Raw genomic sequence first — 20,555 nt, 5'->3', positions numbered from 1 at the left:
CAATATATAAATAAATGCTTTAAAAACTTTCAAAACATATTTCTTTTTTAAAACCATGTTTATTTAGTTTAATCCCACCCATGTTCGCCCTTTGTTCGAACAAACCCCCATCCAAAAAATAGACCCCAAACCCATAGCCGAGCAAAAATCGTGAAAAGGGAATCGTGAAAGGCACTAAGTTCTAGGTTTGTCATGGTTTAATAAAACAGCAATCTAACTATCTAACCTCATAACCCCATAACCTCATAACCTCATCACTCAACTTCCATAATCAAATTCGCAATCAACGCAGTCCACCCCGTTTGATGTGACGCACCCAGGCCTTTACCCGTGTCACCATCAAAAAACTCGTAAAACAAGTGCAGGTTTTTAAAATGTTCGTCTTTTGAAAACACGTGGTTGGGGTCGTCGGCGTGGTATTGAAACTTACCATCGGAATTAACTTCAAACAGTTTTATTAAGCGTTTGGTCAGTTCGTTAGCAATCTGTTTGAGGTTGAGTTTATGACCCGAGCCCGTAGGAAACTCATACTGATAACTATCACCATAAAAAGTGTAATACTTACGTAGCGACTGAATGATCATATAATTTAAAGGCATCCAGATAGGGCCACGCCAATTGGAATTACCGCCAAACATATTGGAACGGCTCTCACCCGGTTCGTACTGAATTTGGTAGTGTCCGTGATGCTCAAACACAAACGGGTGCGCTTCGTGGTACTTGGACAGGGAACGAATCCCGTAATCGGAGAGGAACTCGTTTTCATCCAACAAACGTATCAACAAATGCTCCAATCTAAACCCACGCATGATGGAGAACAGGTAGTTGCCATCGGCATTGGTGTCGTCTAAATTCGAGATTAATGACGCCAGGTCGGGTCGGGTTCTTATAATTTCGTTGGCCCTCAGCCTAAAGTCCTTTAACTCTTCAAACAAATCCTTATGCATTATCTCTACGGCAAACATAGGAATCACACCTACTAAAGAGCGTACCCTTAAGCGATTGGTCGTGCCATTTGCCATTTCTACCACATCGTAATAAAAATTATCTTCATCATCCCAAAGCGAAATGTCCTTTTTACCTATATGGTGCATCGCCCAAGCGATATTAAGGAAATGCCTAAAAAACTTAGCCGCGGCTTCCTCATAAATTTTGTTGGTTTTTGCCAGTTCCAGTGACATACGCAGCATATTAAGCGTAAATAGCGCCATCCAACTGGTGGCATCCGCTTGCTGCATTCTGGTAATCCCCGGTGGCATGTGGTTGCGGTCGAACACCCCAATATTGTCCAAACCTAAAAAGCCTCCTTCAAACAGATCGGTACCATTCTTATCCTTTTGGTTGACCCACCACGTAAAGTTGAGCAGCAGTTTTTGAAAGGCTTTTTCCAAAAATTCGGTGTCGCCTCTGCCCGTATAGTTTTTATCTTTTTCATACACGTTCCAAACGGCATACGAATGCACGGGCGGGTTCACGTCGCTAAAATTCCACTCATAAGCTGGAATTTGTCCGTTGGGGTGCATATAGTTTTCCTGCAACACTAACAACAACTGTTCTTTGGCAAAAAAAGGATCGATTTCTACAAACGACGCCATATGAAACGCCAAATCCCAAGCGGCATACCACGGGTATTCCCACTTGTCGGGCATGGAAATAACGTGTCTGTTGGTAAGGTGCTGCCAATTGTAATTACGCATGTTCGCCCGATTGGGGGCAGCTTCCCCCGGACCTCCAAACAGCCATTTAAACACATCGTTATAATAGAATTGCTTGGTCCATAACAAGCCCGAAAAAGCACTTTTTGCAATGGCTTGGTGGGCTTCGGGAATGTCGGTTTTAATGGTTTCGGTATAAAAAGCTTCACAGTCGCTGATGCGTTGGTGGAATACCGCATCGAAATCTGCCCAAGGGTCTTTTATCTTGGTTTTGCTTAAACGTAGCCTGATGCTTTTTTCTTCACCAGGCTTTAGGTTTAACTGGTGCCAAACGGCGAATTTAGAACCTGTCTTTTCGGGGTTGACCGTAGCCTCACCGTTTATCACGTGGTCGTTGATGCCATCTTTTACATAATCGACATCATTAGGAAAATTATATATACGCTCATTATTGGTTTCGTTTTCACAGAATAACTGTTCGCCGTCCTCATGATACAGGTAATACCTGCCATTTCTAATGCTTCTGGATTGCACCTTGTTTCCCGAAATGGATTTCATACTCGGGCGTGCATAACGCTTGTTGTGTTTCCAAAAGTTACGAAACCACAAATGTGGCAACACATGGATATCGGCAGCTTTAGTTCCCCGATTTACTACTGTCACCTTCATAAGGATATCATCGACATTGGCTTTGGCGTATTCAATATAACAATCAAAATAGGCATTGTTTTTAAAGACTCCTGTATCCAATAATTCATGCTCATAATCCTCACGGCTTTTCCGATTGCCGTTTACCAAATCACCATACGGGAATTCGTTTTGCGGATACTTATAAAGGTACTTGCAATAGGAATGCGTTGGCGAAGACACTTGGTGAAAATAAAGTTCCTTAACATCTTCCCCATGATTTCCTTGGTTGTTGGTAAGTCCAAAGAGGCGTTCCTTTAAAATAGGATCCTTACCATTCCAGAATGCCGGTGCCAAACACAGGATTTCCCGCGAATCGCAAAAACCACCTATGCCTTCTTCGCCCCAACGGTAGGCATTGCTACGCGCTTTTTCATGGTCTATAAACTCCCATGACTCACCATGCATACTGTAATCTTCCCTAACGGTTCCCCATTGTCTTTCTGCCAGGTATGGCCCCCATTTTTTCCAGTTTTTATAGGCGTTGGGCACTGCCAATCTTTCTGCTTCAGAACCTTTTTGAATCATATATTTCGGGTATGAGAGTTGTATGTATTAAAAATGTAAAGCCTAAAAACAAACTTCAAACTGTCATTATAACGGACTTCAAAACTATAGCTTTTAATAGGCTTTAGAATAAAAATATGACTTTTTTTTTGAAGTCGTTCACCCTATTATAAGTATTGCCTAATTGCTATTTTTACTATAAATCTTTTAATATCTCGTAAAAAAATGGATGATAAATTAATGAAGTCGTAGGCATGTAAGTTAGATTGTTAGACTGGTTAGATTGTTAGATTGGTTAGATTGTTAGACTGGTTAGAAGGTTAGACTGGTTAGACAGTTGCTGATTCAGAATTCAGAATTCAGAATTATGGATAATGAATTTGGAATTGAGAGCCCAAAAACCTTGAACCCAGAACCCGGAACCTTGAACACTGAACCGAACCCAAGAAGTGAGCAAGACCCTACCTTCACGATTTGCCTTTCACGCTTCACGTCTCACATCTCACGTCTCACATCTCACGCTTCAACAATCAACCTCCCCCAGCTATTCTAATAGCCTCTTTGATATCAGCCACTATAAATTGGGCATCCAAAACGGCATACACCCCATTCTTTTCGAAGTCGCTTTTTAATGTGTCGCGTATCCCGGACAAAATAACTTTGACATCTCGCTTTTGGTAAGATTTGATGATTTCCTTTAAACTTTGATAGCCCGTAGCATCTATTAAAGGCACATAGCGCATCCGGATGATGATCACTTTAGGCTGAAAATGGGTATTGGTGATGGTTTCCTGAAATTGGCGTGCCGCTCCAAAAAACAAAGGCCCGTTTATTTCATATAGCAACACATCCTTGGGTAAGTCCAGAAGCTCTTCATCAAATAAATGTTCGCCGCTTACAGTATCCGTTGTGATGTTTTCAACAAGCACAGACTCACTCATGCGTTTCATAAACATAAAGCTGGAAAGCACAATACCTATTTCGATGGCGATAACCAAGTCGAAAATCACCGTAAGGAAAAACGTGGTTAATAAAATGATAATATCCATGCTATTCCCCCTTAAAATGGATTTGAATTGGCGCCATTCGCTCATGTGGTATGCCACGACCATTAAAATACCTGCAAGACAAGAAAGCGGAATCAACTTGGCATACGGTGCAAACAACAGCATGATGGACAATAAAACCAATGCATGAACGATGCCTGCAATCGGCGTTCTACCGCCATTTTTAACATTGGTGGCCGTTCTTGCTATAGCCCCTGTAGCGGGTATACCACCAAATAATGACGATACAATGTTTGCAGCACCTTGCGCTATTAATTCGACATTGGATCGGTGTTTGCCCCCAATCATAGAATCGGATACCACTGCCGAAAGCAGGGATTCGATACTACCCAATAAAGCAATGGCAAAAGCAGGTGCGATGAGTAATTTTACGGTTTCGAAATCCACATGCGGTAATGATGGCGCACTAAAATGATTCGGAATGTTACCAAAATTACTTTCTATAGTATCTACAGGAATTTCAAACATCTTAACAACAATGGTCGACAATAAAATAGCAACGATAGACCCAGGTATTTTCTTTATAAACTTTTGAAAATATAAAGTCATAAGGACGGTTACGGCAGCAATTGCCACGGCATACCAATTCACTTTATTAAAATGCTCAAAATAGACCTGCCATTTATCAAAGAAATCCGCAGGGACTTTGGCGATATGCAAACCGAAAAAGTCATTGACTTGTGATGAAAAAATAATTAAGGCAATCCCACTTGTAAAACCAACAATAAGCGAATAGGGAATAAATTTTAGCAAGTTACCCAGACGTGCCAAGCCCAGACCTATGATTATAAACCCAGCCATAAAAGTGGCGATGGTCAATCCGTTCATTCCAAATTCCTGAACAATGCCATAAACAATGACAATAAAAGCCCCTGTTGGGCCACCTATTTGCACGCGGCTGCCACCAAAACTTGAGATGATAATACCTGCAATAATAGCCGTTACAATCCCTTTTTCCGGAGACACACCAGAAGCAATGGCAAAAGCAATGGCAAGCGGAAGGGCTACGATTCCCACGATAACCCCAGAAAGTGCATCCCTTACAACAGTCTCTTTAGAAATGCCTTCTTTTATAAGAGAAAACAATTTGGGAATAAATTCTTTTTTCATGGTGTCATAAAACAACCCAAATACTAGCAATATTCAGATTATTGAAGTTTAAAATAGCCAATCACGAAGTTAATTATTTTTTTTAAGTGCATGACAAAAAACCAACTATATTCAGAGGTCGGTTTGATTAATGATTAATGATGGGTGATGAATGATTCGTGATGAATGATGGATGATGAATGATTAGTGATGAATGATGGGTGATGAATGTACGTCCCTGAACTGAACACTGAACACTGAACACTGAATACTGAACACTGTACACTAGAGGTTAGAAAGATGTTTTTTAAACGACAAGCCTTCCTTTCACTTTTCACGTCTCACGTCTCACGCTTCAACTCTTAAACGCTTCAACGACAAACAATTCAACGATTTGCCTTTCACGTCTCCCGTCTCCCGTCTCACGTCTCAAGTCTCACGTCTCACCACTCCCGAAGTTTGTTCAAAGCCTCTTGCGCTTCCAGTTCCTTTTGGGGAATCACTTTTAAAAAAGACGGGTGTTGCTCTATGGAGTATTCAATACGTTTTACAATATCGTCGGTAGATTCATTCTCATAATCAATAACCAATGGCTCTTTTATTTCCATGGATTGCAGAATGTTTTTCTTTTTAATACGCAAGCCTTTTTTATCAAACGATCTTCTAAACCCATCAATAACAATAGGTACGACCACGGGTTTGTAACGTTTTATAATATGGGCAGTTCCTTTTCTAATCGGTTTAAAGGGCGTTGTGGTACCTTGCGGAAAGGTAATAACCCAACCATCGTCCAAAGCTTTACCGATACTGGAAATATCGCTCATCTTTACTTGGCGGTTGACATCCTGTCCCTCGGCCCTCCATGTACGCTCAATACTAATAGAACCCACATAGGCTAAAATTTTAGGCAGCAACCCTGCTTTCATGGTTTCTTTGGCTGCCACGTAATAGATATTCAGTTTTGGGTTCCACAAATATCCTACGTTTTTAATGGAATCCGTACGCCCACTTAAACTGGCATTAAACACATGGAACATCGCCACGACATCGGCAAAATAAGTTTGGTGATTGGAAATAAACAGAACGTTTTTGTCCGGTAGGTTTTTAATAATTTCTGAGCCCTCAATTTGGAGCTCATTAAATCCTCGGAAGCGCCTGTGTGTAAGCGCCCCTAAAATTCTAATAAGCCACTTTTTTATAAAAAGGATATGGCCGAATGGATTTCTTTTAAACAATCCCATAAATCACACGTCAATATTGGTTAGATATTACAAATGTAATAAATCTATAAACTACATAAGTTGTTTTAACAAGTCTTTTATCTCGCTTAACATCATGGCAGTTGCACCCCAAACCACATAATTATTGAGCTTGAACGCAGGCACCTCTACATCAACACTATACGATGTGTTCACTCTTTGGGTAATGATATTGGCATCGTCCAAAAAATGACTCAAAGCGACTTCAATAATGGCTTCCACCTCATCGTCTTGCTTAACAAACTGCGGTGTTTCCTTTGAAATCCCTATAAAGGGGTGCACATAAAAGTTACTCGGCGGAATGTAAACTTCAGATAATCCTCTTAACACTTCCACCTGTTGTATGGGGACGCCTACTTCCTCATAAGTTTCCCTTATGGCGGCAGCTTCCAATGACACGTCGTGTGCTTCCAATTTCCCGCCAGGAAACCCAACCTGTGCCGAATGGACGCCATGGTAGGTTTTCCTAAGAATTAAAACCAAGTGCGCCTCCTGATTGGTATTAGGGTAAAATAAAGCCAATACCCCTGCCCTTCTCGCTGTTTTTATAGCCTCCTCTTGTTGTTTTAACAGTTCCTGCCTAAAAGGAGGCACCATTTTAAACTGAGATGCTTGGGCTGGTAGCGGTATATTTTTTATTTTTGAAAGCGCTATTAAAAAATCATCAAAATTCATTCTATGAAACTTGTATTGCTATTATCTGTTTTCGTTTTATTTCTAAATTGTGAAGATAAGCAAAGTAAAAAGAAAATAAATCCTGAAAAAGAAATAACAACCGTTGCTAAAGAGGAAGGGCTTACTGGCGATGAAGACACGACCGATATTACAAACCGTGCCTTCCCCAAGCTAAACTCTAAAAATGCCATGGAGTTCTTTCTGCAATACGACAAAGTGCATAAAGAAAACAAAGTGCGTTTAACAACCGACTTTGGGACTATTGATATTTTGTTGTTTAATGAAACCAAGTTCCACCGTTCGAACTTTATCTTTTTAACCAAGCAGAAGTACTTTAACGGCACCCAATTTTATAGAGTCATTGATAATTTTATGGTACAGGCAGGAAATAGCGATGATAGAAAAACCTCCAACAAACGTACCTATATAGGCAAATATTTATTGCCACCAGACACCAAACGTGGGTTTAAACACGACAGAGGCGTTGTATCGATGCCCAGTAGCGACATAGACAATCCGCATAAACTGGCATCACCCTATGAGTTTTTTATAGTGCAGCAACAAGGTGGCGCCCACTTTTTAGATGGTGATTACACTATTTTCGGAAAAGTAACCAGTGGGATGGACGTCGTAGATAAAATCGCAGCCGTTGAAACCGATGACGCCGATTGGCCCCTACGCAATGTTTATATTAGGAAGGTGGAGATTGTTGAGTGATGGGTGATGGGTGCTGGGTGTTGGTTGATGGGGGTTGGGTTTTGGGTTCAGTGTTCAGTATTCGGTGTTCAGTATTCGGTGTTCAGTGTTCAGGGTTCAGGGTTCAGCTCAATTCTGAATTCTAAATCATCAATCGTTAATCGTTAATCGTTAATCGTTAATCAAAAAATAGGCAGCTTATCGTTTTAAAACATCTTTCTAACCAGTCTAACAATCTAACCTTCCAACAATCTAACCTTCCAACTTTCCAACTTTCCAACCTTCTAACCAACAGCTTAATTTTATCAAAAAAAACTTAATTTTACTCAACTCAAGTACAGTTCAATATTTAAATTATATTCATTGCATATATCACTCATTAAATAACTAAAAACATGCGGATTCCATTCAATCAAATGCAGGATGTATTATACAAACTGTTCGTAAAATATAAGTTTACCGAAGATAAAGCTAAATTAATGGCTAAGGTATATGCTGAAAGCACGCTATCTGGTGTAAATTCCCATGGAATAAATCGGATCCCTTCCTTTATTGAATATATAGAAAATGGTCTGGTAAAAGTGGATGCTGAGGCCGAAAAGGTGGAAAGTTTTGGCAGTATTGAACGTTGGGATGGTCATTTTGGACCTGGCATTATCAATGCCACAAAATGTACAAATAGAGCAGTAGAATTGGCAAAACACAATGGAATGGGACTTGTAGCATTACGAAATACAAACCACTGGATGAGGGGTGGAACTTATGGAGCCCAAGCAGCTGATGCCAATTGTATTTCTATTCTATTTACAAATACACAACCCAATATGCCTCCTTGGGGCGGGAAAGACAGTCGGATTGGCAATAACCCATTTATTGTATCAATACCTAGGGAACAAGGACATATTGTATTGGATATGGCGATTTCACAATTTGCATTTGGAAAGATTAACGACTACAAACTAAAAGGCGAAAAGCTCCCTTATTTTGGTGGCTGGGATGATAACAACGAACTTTCTAATGATCCTGAAAAAATATTATTGAAGGAACGAGGATTACCTATTGGGTATTGGAAAGGTTCTGCGCTTTCAATAATTTTGGATATGTTGGCTACTTTATTATCGGCAGGAAACTCAACCTATAAAATAGGTTTAAAAGAATTTGAAACGGGAATTTCGCAAGTATATCTCTGTATTTACCCAGAAATTTTTAACGATAAAAATTTACAGCAAAAACTCATTAGTGAAATTATTGATTATACCCATGATGTGGAACCTATGACTCCTGGAGATAGAACTTACTATCCCGGGGAACGGAGCAGCTTAACCAAAGCTAAGAACTTAAAATTGGGCATCCCTGTAAACGAGGGTATTTGGCAAAAAATAATAGCCCTGTCTATATAATGCTAATCCTTATACAAACTAGGCAAACTAATTTTAAACTTAACAGCTATCAAGCGCACCGCAATAACGACCGAACCGGAAATGACGAACACGATATTATTATCTATAGGCAATTCCCTAAGTAAAAAATAGGTTACCCCTCCTAAAATACAGGCGGTGGCGTACACTTCTTTTCTAAAGATAACGGGGATTTCATTACAAAGAATATCCCTAATAACCCCACCAAAACAAGCGGTAATAGTGCCTAAAGCAATACAAAGAATGGGATGCAAACCAATGGCCAAGCCTTTTTCTATACCCACAACGGTATATAAGCCAATACCAATGGTATCAAACAAAAACAAGGAAACCCTTAAATAATCAAGGCGTTTTCTGAATATGATGGAAAAAATGGTGGCTGCTATAATGACATAAACATAAATCATGTTTTCCATCCATGTTACCGGCGTTTGCCCTATAAGAACATCCCTTAAAGTTCCGCCGCCAACCGACGTTACAAAAGCTATGATAAATACGCCAAATACGTCCATTCTTTTTTCCAGTGCCACTAATACCCCGGAAATGGAAAAAGCAAAGGTTCCGAGTACTTCTATAATTTGAAAAAACATCATGATTTAGGTGTTGGTTGATGGTTGTTGGTTGTTGGTTTTTGGTTTTTGGTTTTAGTATATTACAAAAATTCAAATATATTCAGATGTCAGGCTGAGCTTGTCGAAGTCCTAATTTTAAAATATCATGGGGTTGGATTCAAGGTTCTGGTAAAATTCTGAATTCTGAATCAGCAACTTTCTAACCTTCTAACTTTCTAACCTTCTAACTATCTAACTATCTAACCAGTCTAACAATCTAACCTCTTGGGTTCAAGGTTCTGGGTTTTGGGTTTTTCAATTCCACATTCTTAATCCATAATTCTGAATTCTGAATTCTAAATCATCAATCGTTAATCGTCAAGGTTTTGGGTTCTGGTGAATTGTGAAAGGTGAAGCGTAAAAGAAGGGGCTTGTCATTTTTACAAAAACATCCTTCCAACTTTCCAACTTTCCAACTTTCTAACTTTCTAACAATCTAACTGTCTAACCTTCTATTATTCTATTTTCTCTATTCTATTTTCTGAATTCTATTTTCTGAATTCTATTTTCTCTATTCTGAATCATCAATCGTCAATCGTTAATCGTAAATCGTTAATCAAGAAAGAGGCATCTTATCATTTTTAAACATCTTTCTAACCTGTCTAACAATCTAACAATCTAACTATCTAACCTTCTAACAATCTAACCTTCAATGTTCTATTTTCTCTATTCTATTTTCTCTATTCTGAATTCTGAATCATCAATCGTTAATCGTCAAGGTTTTGGGTTCTGGTGAATTGTGAAAGGTGAAGCGTAAAAGAAGGGGCTTGTCATTTTTACAAAAACATCCTTCCAACATTCCAACATTCCAACTTTCCAACTTTCCAACTTTCCAACTTTCCAACTTTCCAACTTTCTAACTTTCTAACAATCTAACTATCTAACCTTCTATTATTCTATTTTCTCTATTCTGAATTCTGAATCATCAATCGTCAATCGTAAATCGTTAAGGTTCTTGATTCAAGGTTTTGGGTTTTGGGTAAAAGTAATTTAATTTAAAGACCCTTCGACTGCGCTCAGGGTAAGCGATTCACACACTTTTTGCTTAGGCAAAAAGTGGTTCTCTGCTTACATATTCTGCGTATAATAATTATAATCCTTTAAAATAGTGTTCAAAAAATCGATATCGTATAAACTAGATTCAATGTTGAGTACGCTGGCTACTTTATTCCTTAATAAGGTAAGCGTTTTAAAATCATTGTTCTTTTTCGAAATGGTAAATGCCTCCTTTATAATGCGTACATCTTTATCCGTAAGCTGGGTCACATTCGTAAAAACAGGTTGGTAATCTACTTCAATATCCTCTAAAATGGTACTGGTAATTTTATGTTTCTTCTTGACGCTAATCACAACGGTTCCTGCTGCGGCATCACCAACACGCTGTTTTTTATCTGATAATAGAATGCTTAAAACACCAATGGAAGCAAAAAACATCCAAATATCCACAATACGTAACATCCACCTAACAAGCAAATTATACCATTGGGTCGGTGCGCCATCCAGACGAACCACTTTTATTTTTAGTATCATCTTACCAATGGTTTGTCCGCTAAAAAGAATGTGGCATAACAACGAGTAAAAAAGTGCCGGCAACATGAACAACCCTAGAAAACCCCGTCTGGTCCAATCGTCCGTATCGAATATCTCAGAAAGTGTTACCAAGTTTTCCATGATGGTTATATAGGTCAATAAAATAAGACCATCAATTAAGAAAGCTACCAAACGCTCACCTAAACCAATTAATTTGTAATCTAAATTAACATTTTGTGCTGTGTTAATTGCTAAATTGCTCATTGAAATGTATATTCGTTTCTAATTAAAATAGTTTTATGCGCGAAGCATCTTTCGTAAAGCAAAATAAGGAAAAATGGCTGGTTTTTGAAAACGCATTACACAATAATGCAAAAATAAATCCGGACGACTTGGCCTCTTACTACATTCACCTCACTAACGATCTGGCTTATGCACAAACATATTACCCAGAAAGTAAGACCTTGCTGTACTTAAACTCACTGGCATCAGAAGCACATCAAAAAATTTATATTACCAAAAGAGAATCGAAAAACAAGATTGTTTCTTTTTGGAAATATGAGTTTCCGCTCTTCTTCATAAACTATCAAAAAACATTACTGTACACCTTTTTAATATTTATGGCTGCCGTTGGTATTGGTACTATTTCAACTCTAAATGACGATTCGTTTGTGCGACTAATATTAGGTGATGGTTACGTCAACATGACTATTGAAAACATTGAAAAGGGCGAACCCATGGCGGTTTATAAAAGTGGCAGCAATATTGGGTCGTTTTTAGGCATTACCATAAACAATATCCGCGTTGCTATTATTGCGTTTGCGTTTGGGGTCCTGTTTAGTGTGGGTACTATTTACATTCTTTTTAGCAATGGTATTATGTTGGGCGCTTTTATTACCTTCTTTTACAATTATGGTATTTTAGAAAAAACATCGACCATTTGGTTACATGGCACTATTGAGATTTCGGTGATTGTGATTGCCGGTTGTGCCGGTTTGGTAATGGGAAACAGCTTTTTGTTCCCGAAAACCTATTCCAGACGTGTGGCATTTACCAAAGGCGCTAAAGACGGATTAAAGATTGTGGTAAGCACCATACCGTTTTTTATAATTGCAGGTTTTATTGAAGGGTTTATTACCCGATATGGCGAACAAATGCCCGCCTTTTTATCGTACGGCATTATAGCGTGCTCGTTATTTTTAATTGTATTTTATTATATTATTTACCCCATAAAGCTGAACAACGCTTATCAATCTGAGTTAAAAAAATGAACAAACCCTATATAGAATTACGTAACCGAAACGACTTTGGCGATACCATAAACACCTATTTTCTGTTTCTTAAATACAACTTTAAAGAATATACCAGTTTGTACTTACGCTATAACGCCATAAGCATCATCCTTGTTATTATTGCGTCTTATTTATTGGTTACAGGCTTTATGGGATTTGCCAGTAGGGATTTTAGATTTGGAATGAACAACGATGGCGACCATACCATGTATTTAATTGCCGGTGCCATTGTTTTGGCACTCATTTTATTTGTTACAGCACTTATAAATTATAGTTTTTCAAGTTCGTATATGGCTGAATATGTGAATAGCACAGGCCATGTGGAATCAAAAAATGTGTGGCAAAACATTCAAAGAAATTTAGGGCCTATTATATTGTTTATCTTATTAGGCATTGGCCTTTATATTGGCTATTTGATAGTATCCGTTATTTTCGCTTTCATTCCCTTGATAGGGATGTTAATTCAATACGGACTTAGTTTTCTATTGACTGCTTTTTTCGGGTTGACATTTATGGCTATTTTTTCAGAAAACAAAGGCTTGGGCCATGCCCTATCCGAAGGTTGGTCGTTTACATTTTCCAGCTTTGGAAAAGTGATTCTTTACGGATTGGTAATAGGTATTTTAAATATGATGATTACCATGTTAATCATTTCCATTCCTGGTTTTATAATCGGGATTTACGTTTACTTTTCAATAGAAAGCCATGTCGATTTAGTCACGAGCGTTTTTGCAAATGTGGTATTCACTTTGGGCTTTGCCATGTTTTTATTGGCATTTATTTATTCGCAAGCCTTATCACAAGTAGCTTACAGCGTATTGTATTACAATATATTTGAAGAAAAAAACAATGTGTTTTTAAGAAACAAAATCGAACAAATTGGTGTTAATGAATAAAAAGAAATACCAGCATTCGTTAGTGTCTTTTGGCTTGCTTCTTAGCTATGGCTCCTGTTTTTCGCAGGATAGCATTCAAAAAGATGCTTCAAACATTAAAGTCACTTACTTTAAAGACGCCATAAAGGAACGCTATAAAGGTGATGATTTCAACTATTCGATAAATGATACGGGGGGTGTCAATTTGTTACAACGCATCTTACAGAAATTTTTTGGCTGGCTAAGTGATATTTTTGGCGTTGATATCGATTTCATCAACTACAAAACCTTAGAGTACATTGTGTATGGGTTTTTGGGCGTGGCCGTACTCTATTTAATCATTAAGTTTTTAATGCAGTCACCTATAAATTCGGTTTTTAAGACTGAATCGCAAGACATTAACGACTTTCAATATATTGAAGAAAACATTAAAGATGTTAATTTCGACCATTTAATTGAAGCCGCTTTAAAAGACAACAACTACCGTTTGGCAACCCGCTATTTGTATCTAAAATCCTTAAAATTGCTTACCAATAAAAACATTATTGAATGGCATTACGATAAAACGAACAGCGATTACATCAACGAAATTAAAGACGAAAAGACCAAGTTGGTTTTTAAGCGTATTTCCTATTTATACGATTATGTTTGGTACGGTGAATTCCCTATAGATGAAGCTATTTACTCAAAAAACCAATCTGATTTTGATAAACTAAACACCCTGCAACATGGATAAACGATCTAAAATAGCATTATATGCCATTGGAGCTGTTATCGTGTTGATGATGATTGCAGAAGTAACCAAACCTAAAGCATTAAACTGGCGCGACTCTTATACTGCTGCCGATAAAATTCCTTTAGGCTGTTATGTGTTTTTTAATGAATTAAAGGAGGTCTCCAACAAACCTATAAAAGTTTCAACCAAAACCGTCTTTGAAGCCTTAAAAGATATTGAAGCTGATAAAAAAACGGTCAGCCTATATATAAACAATGGGGTTTCGTTCGATAAGCAAGACGCCGAATCACTCATTAAATATGTAGAAAACGGCAATTCAGTATTTATAAGCACCACCCATATGTATGGTGTTTTAAGTGATACGTTGAATATTAGAATAGGAACAGATTATTATAATTTCTTCAAAAAACCCTCTCTAAATAGTTTTACCAGTCCCCATTTAAAAACCAACGAACGCCACTTTAAAGACGTCATTGAAAACAGCTTTTTCATTAGCCTAGACACTTTAAATGCGATCGCTTTAGGCACCACCAAAGTTGAAAAAACCGAAAAAATCATTAACGATACCATTCCAGATACCAATATCAACTATATAAAAGTACCTTTTGGAAGCAATAACGGTGCCTTTTACGTGCACACCAATCCGTTTGCGTTTAGCAATTACCACATGTTAAACGGCAACGAAGCCTATGCTGCCACCGTGCTATCCTTTTTACCTAAGCACCAAATTATTTGGGACAACTATTATAAAAGCGGTCGCAAGGTTATTACAAGTCCGTTGCGCTTCATTCTCCAAAACCAAGCATTAAAATGGGCATTTTATATCACTATGATATCGTTAATTTTATTTGTTATTTTTAGAGGAAAACGTACCCAACGTATTATTCCGGTTGTAGAACCTTTAAAAAATGCCACATTGGATTTCACCAGGACTATTGGCGATTTGTATTACCAACATGGCGATTTCACCAATATCATCACTAACAAAATTCAGTATTTCCTAGAACAAATACGCTCTAAATATTACTTAGACACGAATGAATTAAACGAAGGTTTTATTTCGAAACTGGCCATTAAATCGTCCAACAAAAAAGAAGATACCAAGGCCTTAATAAACTATATTGTGTATTTAAAATCGAAACCCAATCACACAGAAGCCGATTTAATTCAACTTAACAAACTCATAGAATCATTCACAAAAAGCAAGATATAATGGAAGAACACACCCCTGAAAGCCAAGATGTAAATTTTGAAAGCAGACTCGATTTAAAACCGCTACAAGAACATGTAGAAGCTATAAAAAAAGAAATCGGTAAAATAATAGTTGGGCAAAACGATATGATTGAATTGCTCATAATTTCACTGCTTTCAAACGGACATACCCTCATTGAAGGTGTGCCTGGGGTTGCCAAAACCATTACCGCAAAACTATTGGCAAAAACCTTGTCGGTCAATTTTAGTCGCATCCAATTCACCCCCGATTTAATGCCAAGCGATATTTTAGGAACCTCCATTTTTAATGTAAAAACCAATGAGTTTGAATATAAAAAAGGGCCTATTTTTTCGAATATCATTTTAATTGATGAAATAAACCGTGCCCCTGCAAAAACACAAGCAGCGCTTTTTGAGGTTATGGCTGAACGTCAAATTACTATGGATGGCACCAAATACATCATGGAACCGCCTTTTTTAGTATTTGCTACCCAAAACCCTATTGAACAAGAAGGCACCTACCGATTGCCCGAAGCACAACTGGACCGTTTTCTTTTTAAAATAGATGTGGATTATCCAACGCTTGAAAACGAGATTCAAATTTTAATGGAAAACCACCAACGACAAGATGTATTGGATTTTAATGCCGTTGTTCCTGTTTTAAACGCGCAGCAAATTGCACACTATCAAAGCCTAATCAAACAGATTATAGTTGAAAACCATTTAATAACCTACATCGCTTCCATAATAAACAACACACGCACCAATGCTAATTTATATTTGGGTGCTTCACCACGTGCTTCTATTGCCATACTAAATGCTGCCAAATCGAATGCTGCTATTTATGGAAGGGATTTTGTAACGCCCGACGATATTAAACGCTGTACCAAAGCTGTTTTAAAGCACCGTTTGGTATTAACCCCAGAACGCGAAATGGAAGGTTTTACGGTTGAAAAAGTAGTCAATCAAATTTTAGAAACCATTGAAGTTCCTCGATAATTGATTTTGAATAGCCACTGATACACGGATTTACTTGATTGAAAAGGTGTGGGTTTTGGGGTTAGATGATAGTTGAATATAATCAATCCACACCAAGAAAAGTCATCATAAAAGCACGCTGTACGGGTTATTTTTATATATTTGTACGTACAATATATTATTTATTATGGACACTAAATTGACTTTAAAACTTAATCAAAGGGTTATTGAGAAAGCAAAAGAATATGCTTCCAATAAAAAAGTAAGCCTTTCTCGCATTGTAGAAGCCTATTTACAATCCCTGACATCGGAAAATGACACTTCGGAGTTTCAGATTTCACCTTTTGTAAAAAGTATTGCTACAGGAACTGAAATCCCAACAGATTTGGACTATAAAAAAGAGTATGCCGATTATTTAATAAAAAAACATAAATGATTAAAAGGATTTTTATAGACACCAATGTCATGCTGGACTTTTTAGGGGAACGAAAACCTTTTTATGAACCGATTGCGAAAATCGCCACTTTGGCAGAAAAGGAAAAATTAACCATGGTCGTTTCCCCGCTTTCATTCGCAACAGTAAACTATTTCCTTTCAAAATTTGAGAGCCCAGAAATTTCAAGAGAAAAACTACGCAAGTTCAAAATAATAAGCGAAATATGTTCTCTTGATGAACAAACGGTTGAAAAGGGGCTGAATGCATCAATGAAAGATTTTGAAGATGCTTTACAGTATTTTAGTGCTACCGAATCGGACTGCGAGATTATAATAACAAGGAATGGAAAGGATTTTAAAAAATCATTAATCCCAGTAATGACAGCAGATGAATTCTTAAAAAGTTTGACTAAAAAATGAGCCAAATAGATGAAACATCCATGAGAACCACATTCATACACACGAGGATGATTATTCAGGGGGTTATGGAATAGAGAAATAGAGAATAGAATCAAGAGCCAAGAATCAAGAGCCTTGAAGCTTTGCAACTTTGCAACTTTGAAACTTTGAAACTTTAAAAACAAATACAAACAGATGAAACAACTTTTTAAAAACAGCTACTTAAATGCACGCTTTTTCACAGGCATTGGTGTGCTTGTTTTTCTGTTCATTATGTCCTATATTTTTTCGGGGTTATTGGTTATTGCCCAAATGCTGTTTTTTGTTTTTGTAGGCTTATTAATTGTTGACTTCATCTTACTATTCAAACAAAAGGGGATTTCAGCTTCACGACTCTTACCCGAAAAACTGAGCAATGGTGATGACAATCCTATTGAAATTACATTAAAAAACAACTACAATTTTACATGTAGCATAAAACTTATTGATGAATTGCCATTTCAATACCAAAAGCGCGACTTTGAGATTGACACCAAATTAGCAAAACAAACCCATAAAAAAATAACCTACACCTTACGTCCTTTAGAGCGTGGTGAGTACTATTTCGGTAATTTAAACCTGTACGCTTGCAGCCCAATTAGTTTAATTTCAAGACGTTTTCAATTTGGTAAAGATGCCATGGTTCCTAATTACCCATCGTTTTTACAATTAAAAAAATACATGCTTTTGGCTTTTTCGAACAAGATTTTTGAATACGGTTTGAAAAAGATACGTCGCATTGGCCATACCATGGAATTTGAGCAAATCAAAGACTATGTGCAAGGTGACGATTTAAGAAACATTAACTGGAAAGCCACCGCAAAAAGCAACATGTTGATGGTGAACCAGTACCAAGACGAACGCTCACAACCTGTTTACAGTGTAATTGATAAAGGCAGGGTGATGAAAATGCCTTTTGAAGGCTTGAGTTTGTTAGATTATGCCATTAACGCATCTCTGGTTATTAGCAATGTGGCTTTAAAAAAACAGGATAAAGCAGGCATTTTTTCGTTTTCCAGAAAAGTTGAAAATCGCGTAGTTGCCGAACGCAGACCATCGCAAATGAATACCATTCTCGAGATGCTGTATAATTTAAATACCGATTTTGTGGAATCGGATTTTTCAAGGCTATATATTGATGTAAAACGGAATTTGAATCAGCGAAGTTTACTGTTATTATACACCAATTTTGAAACCTTAGATGCTCTGTATAGGCAACTGCCCTATTTAAAAGCCATTGCTAAAAGTCATTTATTGGTAGTCATATTTTTTGAAAACACCGAGTTGCAAAAACTCACCCAAAAGAGTACGACAAATACTTTTGAAATATTTGAAAAAACCATTGCTGAAAAGTTTATTTACGAGAAAAAAATAATTGTAAACGAACTCCAAAAACATGGTATCCAAAGTATATTAACGGCACCAGAACATTTAACCATCAATACCATCAACAAATATTTAGAAATAAAAGCAAGAGGGCTTCTTTAAAAAAGTTCAGAGTTATGAGTTATGAGTTATGAGTTCAGAGTTATGTAACTAAAGAACAAACTCTTTAACTCATAACTCATAACTTTTTTTATACCGTTTCGCTTAACCAAGCTTTCATCATCCAAATGGTTTTTTCCTGTTCCGTTATAAAATCACTCATCATAGAGTTTGTTCCTTCATCGTTAGCATCATTCGATTTATCTAAAATGGCACGCTCAATTTTCAATAATTCCGTCAAAGAATCAACTATAAGAGTTACCGCCTTTTCATCTTGCGATATGTTTTTTCCAACTGGCACTTGTGCGTTTTCAATATAATCCTTAAAGGTATGAAGCGGCGTTTCCCCCAATGTTAATATGCGTTCCGCAATTAAATCTACTTTCATATTCGCATCAGTGTATAATTCTTCAAACTTCACGTGCAAATCAAAAAATCGCTTCCCTTTGATGTTCCAATGTATCCCGCGCAAATTTTGATAATATATTTGAAAATTCGCTAACAAATTATTTAGATCCTTTGCTAAATCTTTGGTCTTTTCAATATCTAATCCAATACTATTCAATATCATAACTATCTCGTTTTATTATACTACAAATTTAATCTATAATTAACAGTCAGATCAATAAGTTTTATTGATAGTTTTTATATTTTTATAGGCTAAATTTATATCCATGACAATTACACAATTATACTATGTTTTGGCTGTAGCCGAAAATCAAAACTTCACAAAAGCAGCAGAAAAATGTTTTGTTACCCAACCGACTCTAAGCATGCAAATACAAAAGCTGGAAGAGGAACTTGATATTCAAATTTTTGACAGAAGTAAAAAACCCATAGAATTAACAGATGTTGGTAGAAAAATAGTAACCCAAGCCAGAAATATTGTAAACGAATCGTATAGAATACAAGACATTGTAGATCAACAAAAAGGTTTTATAGGTGGTGAATTTAAATTGGGCATTATTCCAACCATCATGCCAACATTACTCCCCATGTTTTTAAAGAATTTCATAAAAAAACACCCCAAGATAAAGCTTAAAATAGAAGAATTAACAACCGAAGAAATTATTGATCGCCTAAAAGACGGTCATTTGGACGCAGCCATTGCTGCAACACCTTTAGAGGACGAAAACATAAAAGAGCGCGTTCTTTATTTTGAACCTTTTGTAAGTTATATTCCTAAAGGTCATAGACTTCATTCGAATAAAAAAATTGATGTGGCCGATTTAGATATAAACGACATGCTACTACTTGAAGACGGGCATTGTTTTAGAGACGGTGTGCTTAATCTATGCAAAGCCTTTAAAGATAATTCGGACGAAGTATTTCAACTAGAAAGTGGCAGTATTGAAACATTGATAAAATTATCGAACGAAGGTTTGGGTATGACGCTACTTCCCTATTTGCACACTTTGGATATTAATGATAGGGAAAAAGAAAACCTGCATTATTTTAATGAGCCTTCACCAGCTAGAGAAGTGAGTTTAATTTATCATAAAAGTGAATTAAAAATGCAAATTATTGAAGCCCTACAAGATGTTATATCGGGCGTCGTGCGTGGTGCTATTGCTTTTCAAGATGTAAAAATTATAAGTCCGTTAGCCCAAAAACAAAAAAGGGTCACTATATAGCGACCCTTTTTTGTGGTTTTAAATAAATTAAACATTGATTTAGTTCTGGGTTTTGCTGTACAAGAGAAAGAATAAATAATTTAAGCTCTTCCAACTCATGAGGCAATAATCGTTGTACTGCCTTTTGTACTTCTTTGCAAAACAATGATGCATCAAAACTAACTTTTTTAAGTACAGTTTTGGTATAATCAAGCATTGCTCTTGCCATAGTTTTATTAAGGTTTAGGTTTGTGATAAAAGTAGATTTTTTTAATAAGCTCCTATTTTTAATTCAAC

Annotated in this window: 19 protein-coding genes; 11 read left to right on the top strand and 8 right to left on the bottom strand. The window is 37.0% G+C overall.

All coding sequences use genetic code 11. The features are described from left to right. Positions 1-254: 254 nt before the first annotated feature. The 4 genes from CJ739_RS12320 to CJ739_RS12305 all read right to left on the bottom strand — a co-directional run bounded on the left by CJ739_RS12320 (position 255) and on the right by CJ739_RS12305 (position 6,939). Positions 255-2,870, bottom strand: a complete 2,616-nt coding sequence (locus tag CJ739_RS12320; protein WP_117175766.1) for an MGH1-like glycoside hydrolase domain-containing protein — start codon at positions 2,868-2,870, stop codon at positions 255-257. A 509-nt stretch (positions 2,871-3,379) separates the two neighbouring features. Then, complete coding sequence (locus tag CJ739_RS12315) at positions 3,380-5,026, bottom strand: SulP family inorganic anion transporter (RefSeq protein WP_117175763.1); 1,647 nt, start codon at positions 5,024-5,026, stop codon at positions 3,380-3,382. 422 nt (positions 5,027-5,448) lie between these two features. After that, positions 5,449-6,246: a lysophospholipid acyltransferase family protein gene (locus CJ739_RS12310; protein WP_117175760.1), complete on the bottom strand. Its 798-nt coding sequence runs from the start codon at positions 6,244-6,246 to the stop codon at positions 5,449-5,451. A 51-nt stretch (positions 6,247-6,297) separates the two neighbouring features. Continuing rightward, a complete protein-coding gene (locus tag CJ739_RS12305; protein WP_117175757.1) occupies positions 6,298-6,939 on the bottom strand; it encodes an NUDIX hydrolase in 642 nt (213 codons plus the stop codon). A gap of 3 nt (positions 6,940-6,942) precedes the next feature. On the opposite strand from CJ739_RS12305, the gene CJ739_RS12300 reads away from it, so the two are divergent. Together CJ739_RS12300 and yiaK are read left to right on the top strand one after the other, a co-directional pair. After that, positions 6,943-7,656: a peptidylprolyl isomerase gene (locus CJ739_RS12300; protein WP_117175754.1), complete on the top strand. Its 714-nt coding sequence runs from the start codon at positions 6,943-6,945 to the stop codon at positions 7,654-7,656. A gap of 374 nt (positions 7,657-8,030) precedes the next feature. Continuing rightward, complete coding sequence (gene yiaK / locus CJ739_RS12295) at positions 8,031-9,035, top strand: 3-dehydro-L-gulonate 2-dehydrogenase (protein WP_117175751.1); 1,005 nt, start codon at positions 8,031-8,033, stop codon at positions 9,033-9,035. A 2-nt stretch (positions 9,036-9,037) separates the two neighbouring features. On the opposite strand, the gene CJ739_RS12290 is transcribed toward yiaK, so the two are convergent. Further along, positions 9,038-9,643 (bottom strand): trimeric intracellular cation channel family protein, encoded by a 606-nt coding sequence (locus tag CJ739_RS12290; protein ID WP_117178952.1) that lies wholly within the window; start codon positions 9,641-9,643, stop codon positions 9,038-9,040. Between the two features lie 1,089 nt (positions 9,644-10,732). Beyond that, on the bottom strand, positions 10,733-11,458 hold the full coding sequence (locus tag CJ739_RS12285; protein ID WP_117175748.1) for an RDD family protein: 726 nt from the start codon (positions 11,456-11,458) through the stop codon (positions 10,733-10,735). Positions 11,459-11,493: 35 nt separating this feature from the next. Between CJ739_RS12285 and CJ739_RS12280 the strand changes: the two genes are divergently transcribed. From CJ739_RS12280 to CJ739_RS12245, 8 genes are all read left to right on the top strand, one after another. Continuing rightward, complete coding sequence (locus tag CJ739_RS12280) at positions 11,494-12,465, top strand: stage II sporulation protein M (protein WP_117175744.1); 972 nt, start codon at positions 11,494-11,496, stop codon at positions 12,463-12,465. Beyond that, on the top strand, positions 12,462-13,382 hold the full coding sequence (locus CJ739_RS12275; protein ID WP_117175741.1) for a hypothetical protein: 921 nt from the start codon (positions 12,462-12,464) through the stop codon (positions 13,380-13,382). The genes CJ739_RS12280 and CJ739_RS12275 overlap by 4 nt, the downstream gene beginning before the upstream one ends. After that, complete coding sequence (locus tag CJ739_RS12270) at positions 13,375-14,097, top strand: hypothetical protein (RefSeq protein WP_117175738.1); 723 nt, start codon at positions 13,375-13,377, stop codon at positions 14,095-14,097. The genes CJ739_RS12275 and CJ739_RS12270 overlap by 8 nt, the downstream gene beginning before the upstream one ends. Next, a complete protein-coding gene (locus tag CJ739_RS12265) occupies positions 14,090-15,310 on the top strand; it encodes a DUF4350 domain-containing protein (protein WP_117175736.1) in 1,221 nt (406 codons plus the stop codon). Before CJ739_RS12270 ends, CJ739_RS12265 begins: the two co-directional genes overlap by 8 nt. Then, complete coding sequence (locus tag CJ739_RS12260; protein ID WP_117175733.1) at positions 15,310-16,308, top strand: AAA family ATPase; 999 nt, start codon at positions 15,310-15,312, stop codon at positions 16,306-16,308. Before CJ739_RS12265 ends, CJ739_RS12260 begins: the two co-directional genes overlap by 1 nt. A 166-nt stretch (positions 16,309-16,474) precedes the next feature. Beyond that, the gene (locus tag CJ739_RS12255; protein ID WP_117175730.1) at positions 16,475-16,723 is read left to right on the top strand and encodes a DUF6364 family protein; all 249 of its coding nucleotides are present in this window, start codon (positions 16,475-16,477) and stop codon (positions 16,721-16,723) included. Continuing rightward, on the top strand, positions 16,720-17,142 hold the full coding sequence (locus tag CJ739_RS12250; protein WP_117175726.1) for a type II toxin-antitoxin system VapC family toxin: 423 nt from the start codon (positions 16,720-16,722) through the stop codon (positions 17,140-17,142). Before CJ739_RS12255 ends, CJ739_RS12250 begins: the two co-directional genes overlap by 4 nt. 174 nt (positions 17,143-17,316) lie before the next feature. Beyond that, on the top strand, positions 17,317-18,648 hold the full coding sequence (locus CJ739_RS12245) for a DUF58 domain-containing protein (protein ID WP_117175722.1): 1,332 nt from the start codon (positions 17,317-17,319) through the stop codon (positions 18,646-18,648). A gap of 88 nt (positions 18,649-18,736) precedes the next feature. On the opposite strand, the gene CJ739_RS12240 is transcribed toward CJ739_RS12245, so the two are convergent. Then, entirely contained in the window at positions 18,737-19,216 is a 480-nt protein-coding gene (locus CJ739_RS12240; protein ID WP_117175718.1) for a Dps family protein, read from the bottom strand. A 103-nt stretch (positions 19,217-19,319) separates the two neighbouring features. On the opposite strand from CJ739_RS12240, the gene CJ739_RS12235 reads away from it, so the two are divergent. Beyond that, entirely contained in the window at positions 19,320-20,279 is a 960-nt protein-coding gene (locus CJ739_RS12235) for a hydrogen peroxide-inducible genes activator (protein WP_117175715.1), read from the top strand. Here CJ739_RS12235 and CJ739_RS12230 read toward each other — a convergent pair. Next, complete coding sequence (locus CJ739_RS12230; RefSeq protein WP_117175712.1) at positions 20,272-20,487, bottom strand: hypothetical protein; 216 nt, start codon at positions 20,485-20,487, stop codon at positions 20,272-20,274. The genes CJ739_RS12235 and CJ739_RS12230 overlap by 8 nt on opposite strands. Between the last annotated feature and the right edge of the window lie 68 nt (positions 20,488-20,555).

This window comes from Mariniflexile sp. TRM1-10 (assembly GCF_003425985.1).
GTDB lineage: Bacteria > Bacteroidota > Bacteroidia > Flavobacteriales > Flavobacteriaceae > Mariniflexile.
Note: the sequence above shows the minus strand (reverse complement) of the source record. Positions and strands in the feature narration are given on the sequence as shown.

Bases quoted from the DNA above. Each gene is read 5' to 3' on its own strand.
- CJ739_RS12320 (WP_117175766.1), bottom strand. From the start codon at position 2,870: ATGATTCAAAAAGGTTCTGAAGCAGAAAGATTGGCAGTGCCCAACGCC.
- CJ739_RS12315 (WP_117175763.1), bottom strand. From the start codon at position 5,026: ATGAAAAAAGAATTTATTCCCAAATTGTTTTCTCTTATAAAAGAAGGC.
- CJ739_RS12310 (WP_117175760.1), bottom strand. From the start codon at position 6,246: ATGGGATTGTTTAAAAGAAATCCATTCGGCCATATCCTTTTTATAAAA.
- CJ739_RS12305 (WP_117175757.1), bottom strand. From the start codon at position 6,939: ATGAATTTTGATGATTTTTTAATAGCGCTTTCAAAAATAAAAAATATA.
- CJ739_RS12300 (WP_117175754.1), top strand. From the start codon at position 6,943: ATGAAACTTGTATTGCTATTATCTGTTTTCGTTTTATTTCTAAATTGT.
- yiaK (WP_117175751.1), top strand. From the start codon at position 8,031: ATGCGGATTCCATTCAATCAAATGCAGGATGTATTATACAAACTGTTC.
- CJ739_RS12290 (WP_117178952.1), bottom strand. From the start codon at position 9,643: ATGTTTTTTCAAATTATAGAAGTACTCGGAACCTTTGCTTTTTCCATT.
- CJ739_RS12285 (WP_117175748.1), bottom strand. From the start codon at position 11,458: ATGAGCAATTTAGCAATTAACACAGCACAAAATGTTAATTTAGATTAC.
- CJ739_RS12280 (WP_117175744.1), top strand. From the start codon at position 11,494: ATGCGCGAAGCATCTTTCGTAAAGCAAAATAAGGAAAAATGGCTGGTT.
- CJ739_RS12275 (WP_117175741.1), top strand. From the start codon at position 12,462: ATGAACAAACCCTATATAGAATTACGTAACCGAAACGACTTTGGCGAT.
- CJ739_RS12270 (WP_117175738.1), top strand. From the start codon at position 13,375: ATGAATAAAAAGAAATACCAGCATTCGTTAGTGTCTTTTGGCTTGCTT.
- CJ739_RS12265 (WP_117175736.1), top strand. From the start codon at position 14,090: ATGGATAAACGATCTAAAATAGCATTATATGCCATTGGAGCTGTTATC.
- CJ739_RS12260 (WP_117175733.1), top strand. From the start codon at position 15,310: ATGGAAGAACACACCCCTGAAAGCCAAGATGTAAATTTTGAAAGCAGA.
- CJ739_RS12255 (WP_117175730.1), top strand. From the start codon at position 16,475: ATGGACACTAAATTGACTTTAAAACTTAATCAAAGGGTTATTGAGAAA.
- CJ739_RS12250 (WP_117175726.1), top strand. From the start codon at position 16,720: ATGATTAAAAGGATTTTTATAGACACCAATGTCATGCTGGACTTTTTA.
- CJ739_RS12245 (WP_117175722.1), top strand. From the start codon at position 17,317: ATGAAACAACTTTTTAAAAACAGCTACTTAAATGCACGCTTTTTCACA.
- CJ739_RS12240 (WP_117175718.1), bottom strand. From the start codon at position 19,216: ATGATATTGAATAGTATTGGATTAGATATTGAAAAGACCAAAGATTTA.
- CJ739_RS12235 (WP_117175715.1), top strand. From the start codon at position 19,320: ATGACAATTACACAATTATACTATGTTTTGGCTGTAGCCGAAAATCAA.
- CJ739_RS12230 (WP_117175712.1), bottom strand. From the start codon at position 20,487: ATGGCAAGAGCAATGCTTGATTATACCAAAACTGTACTTAAAAAAGTT.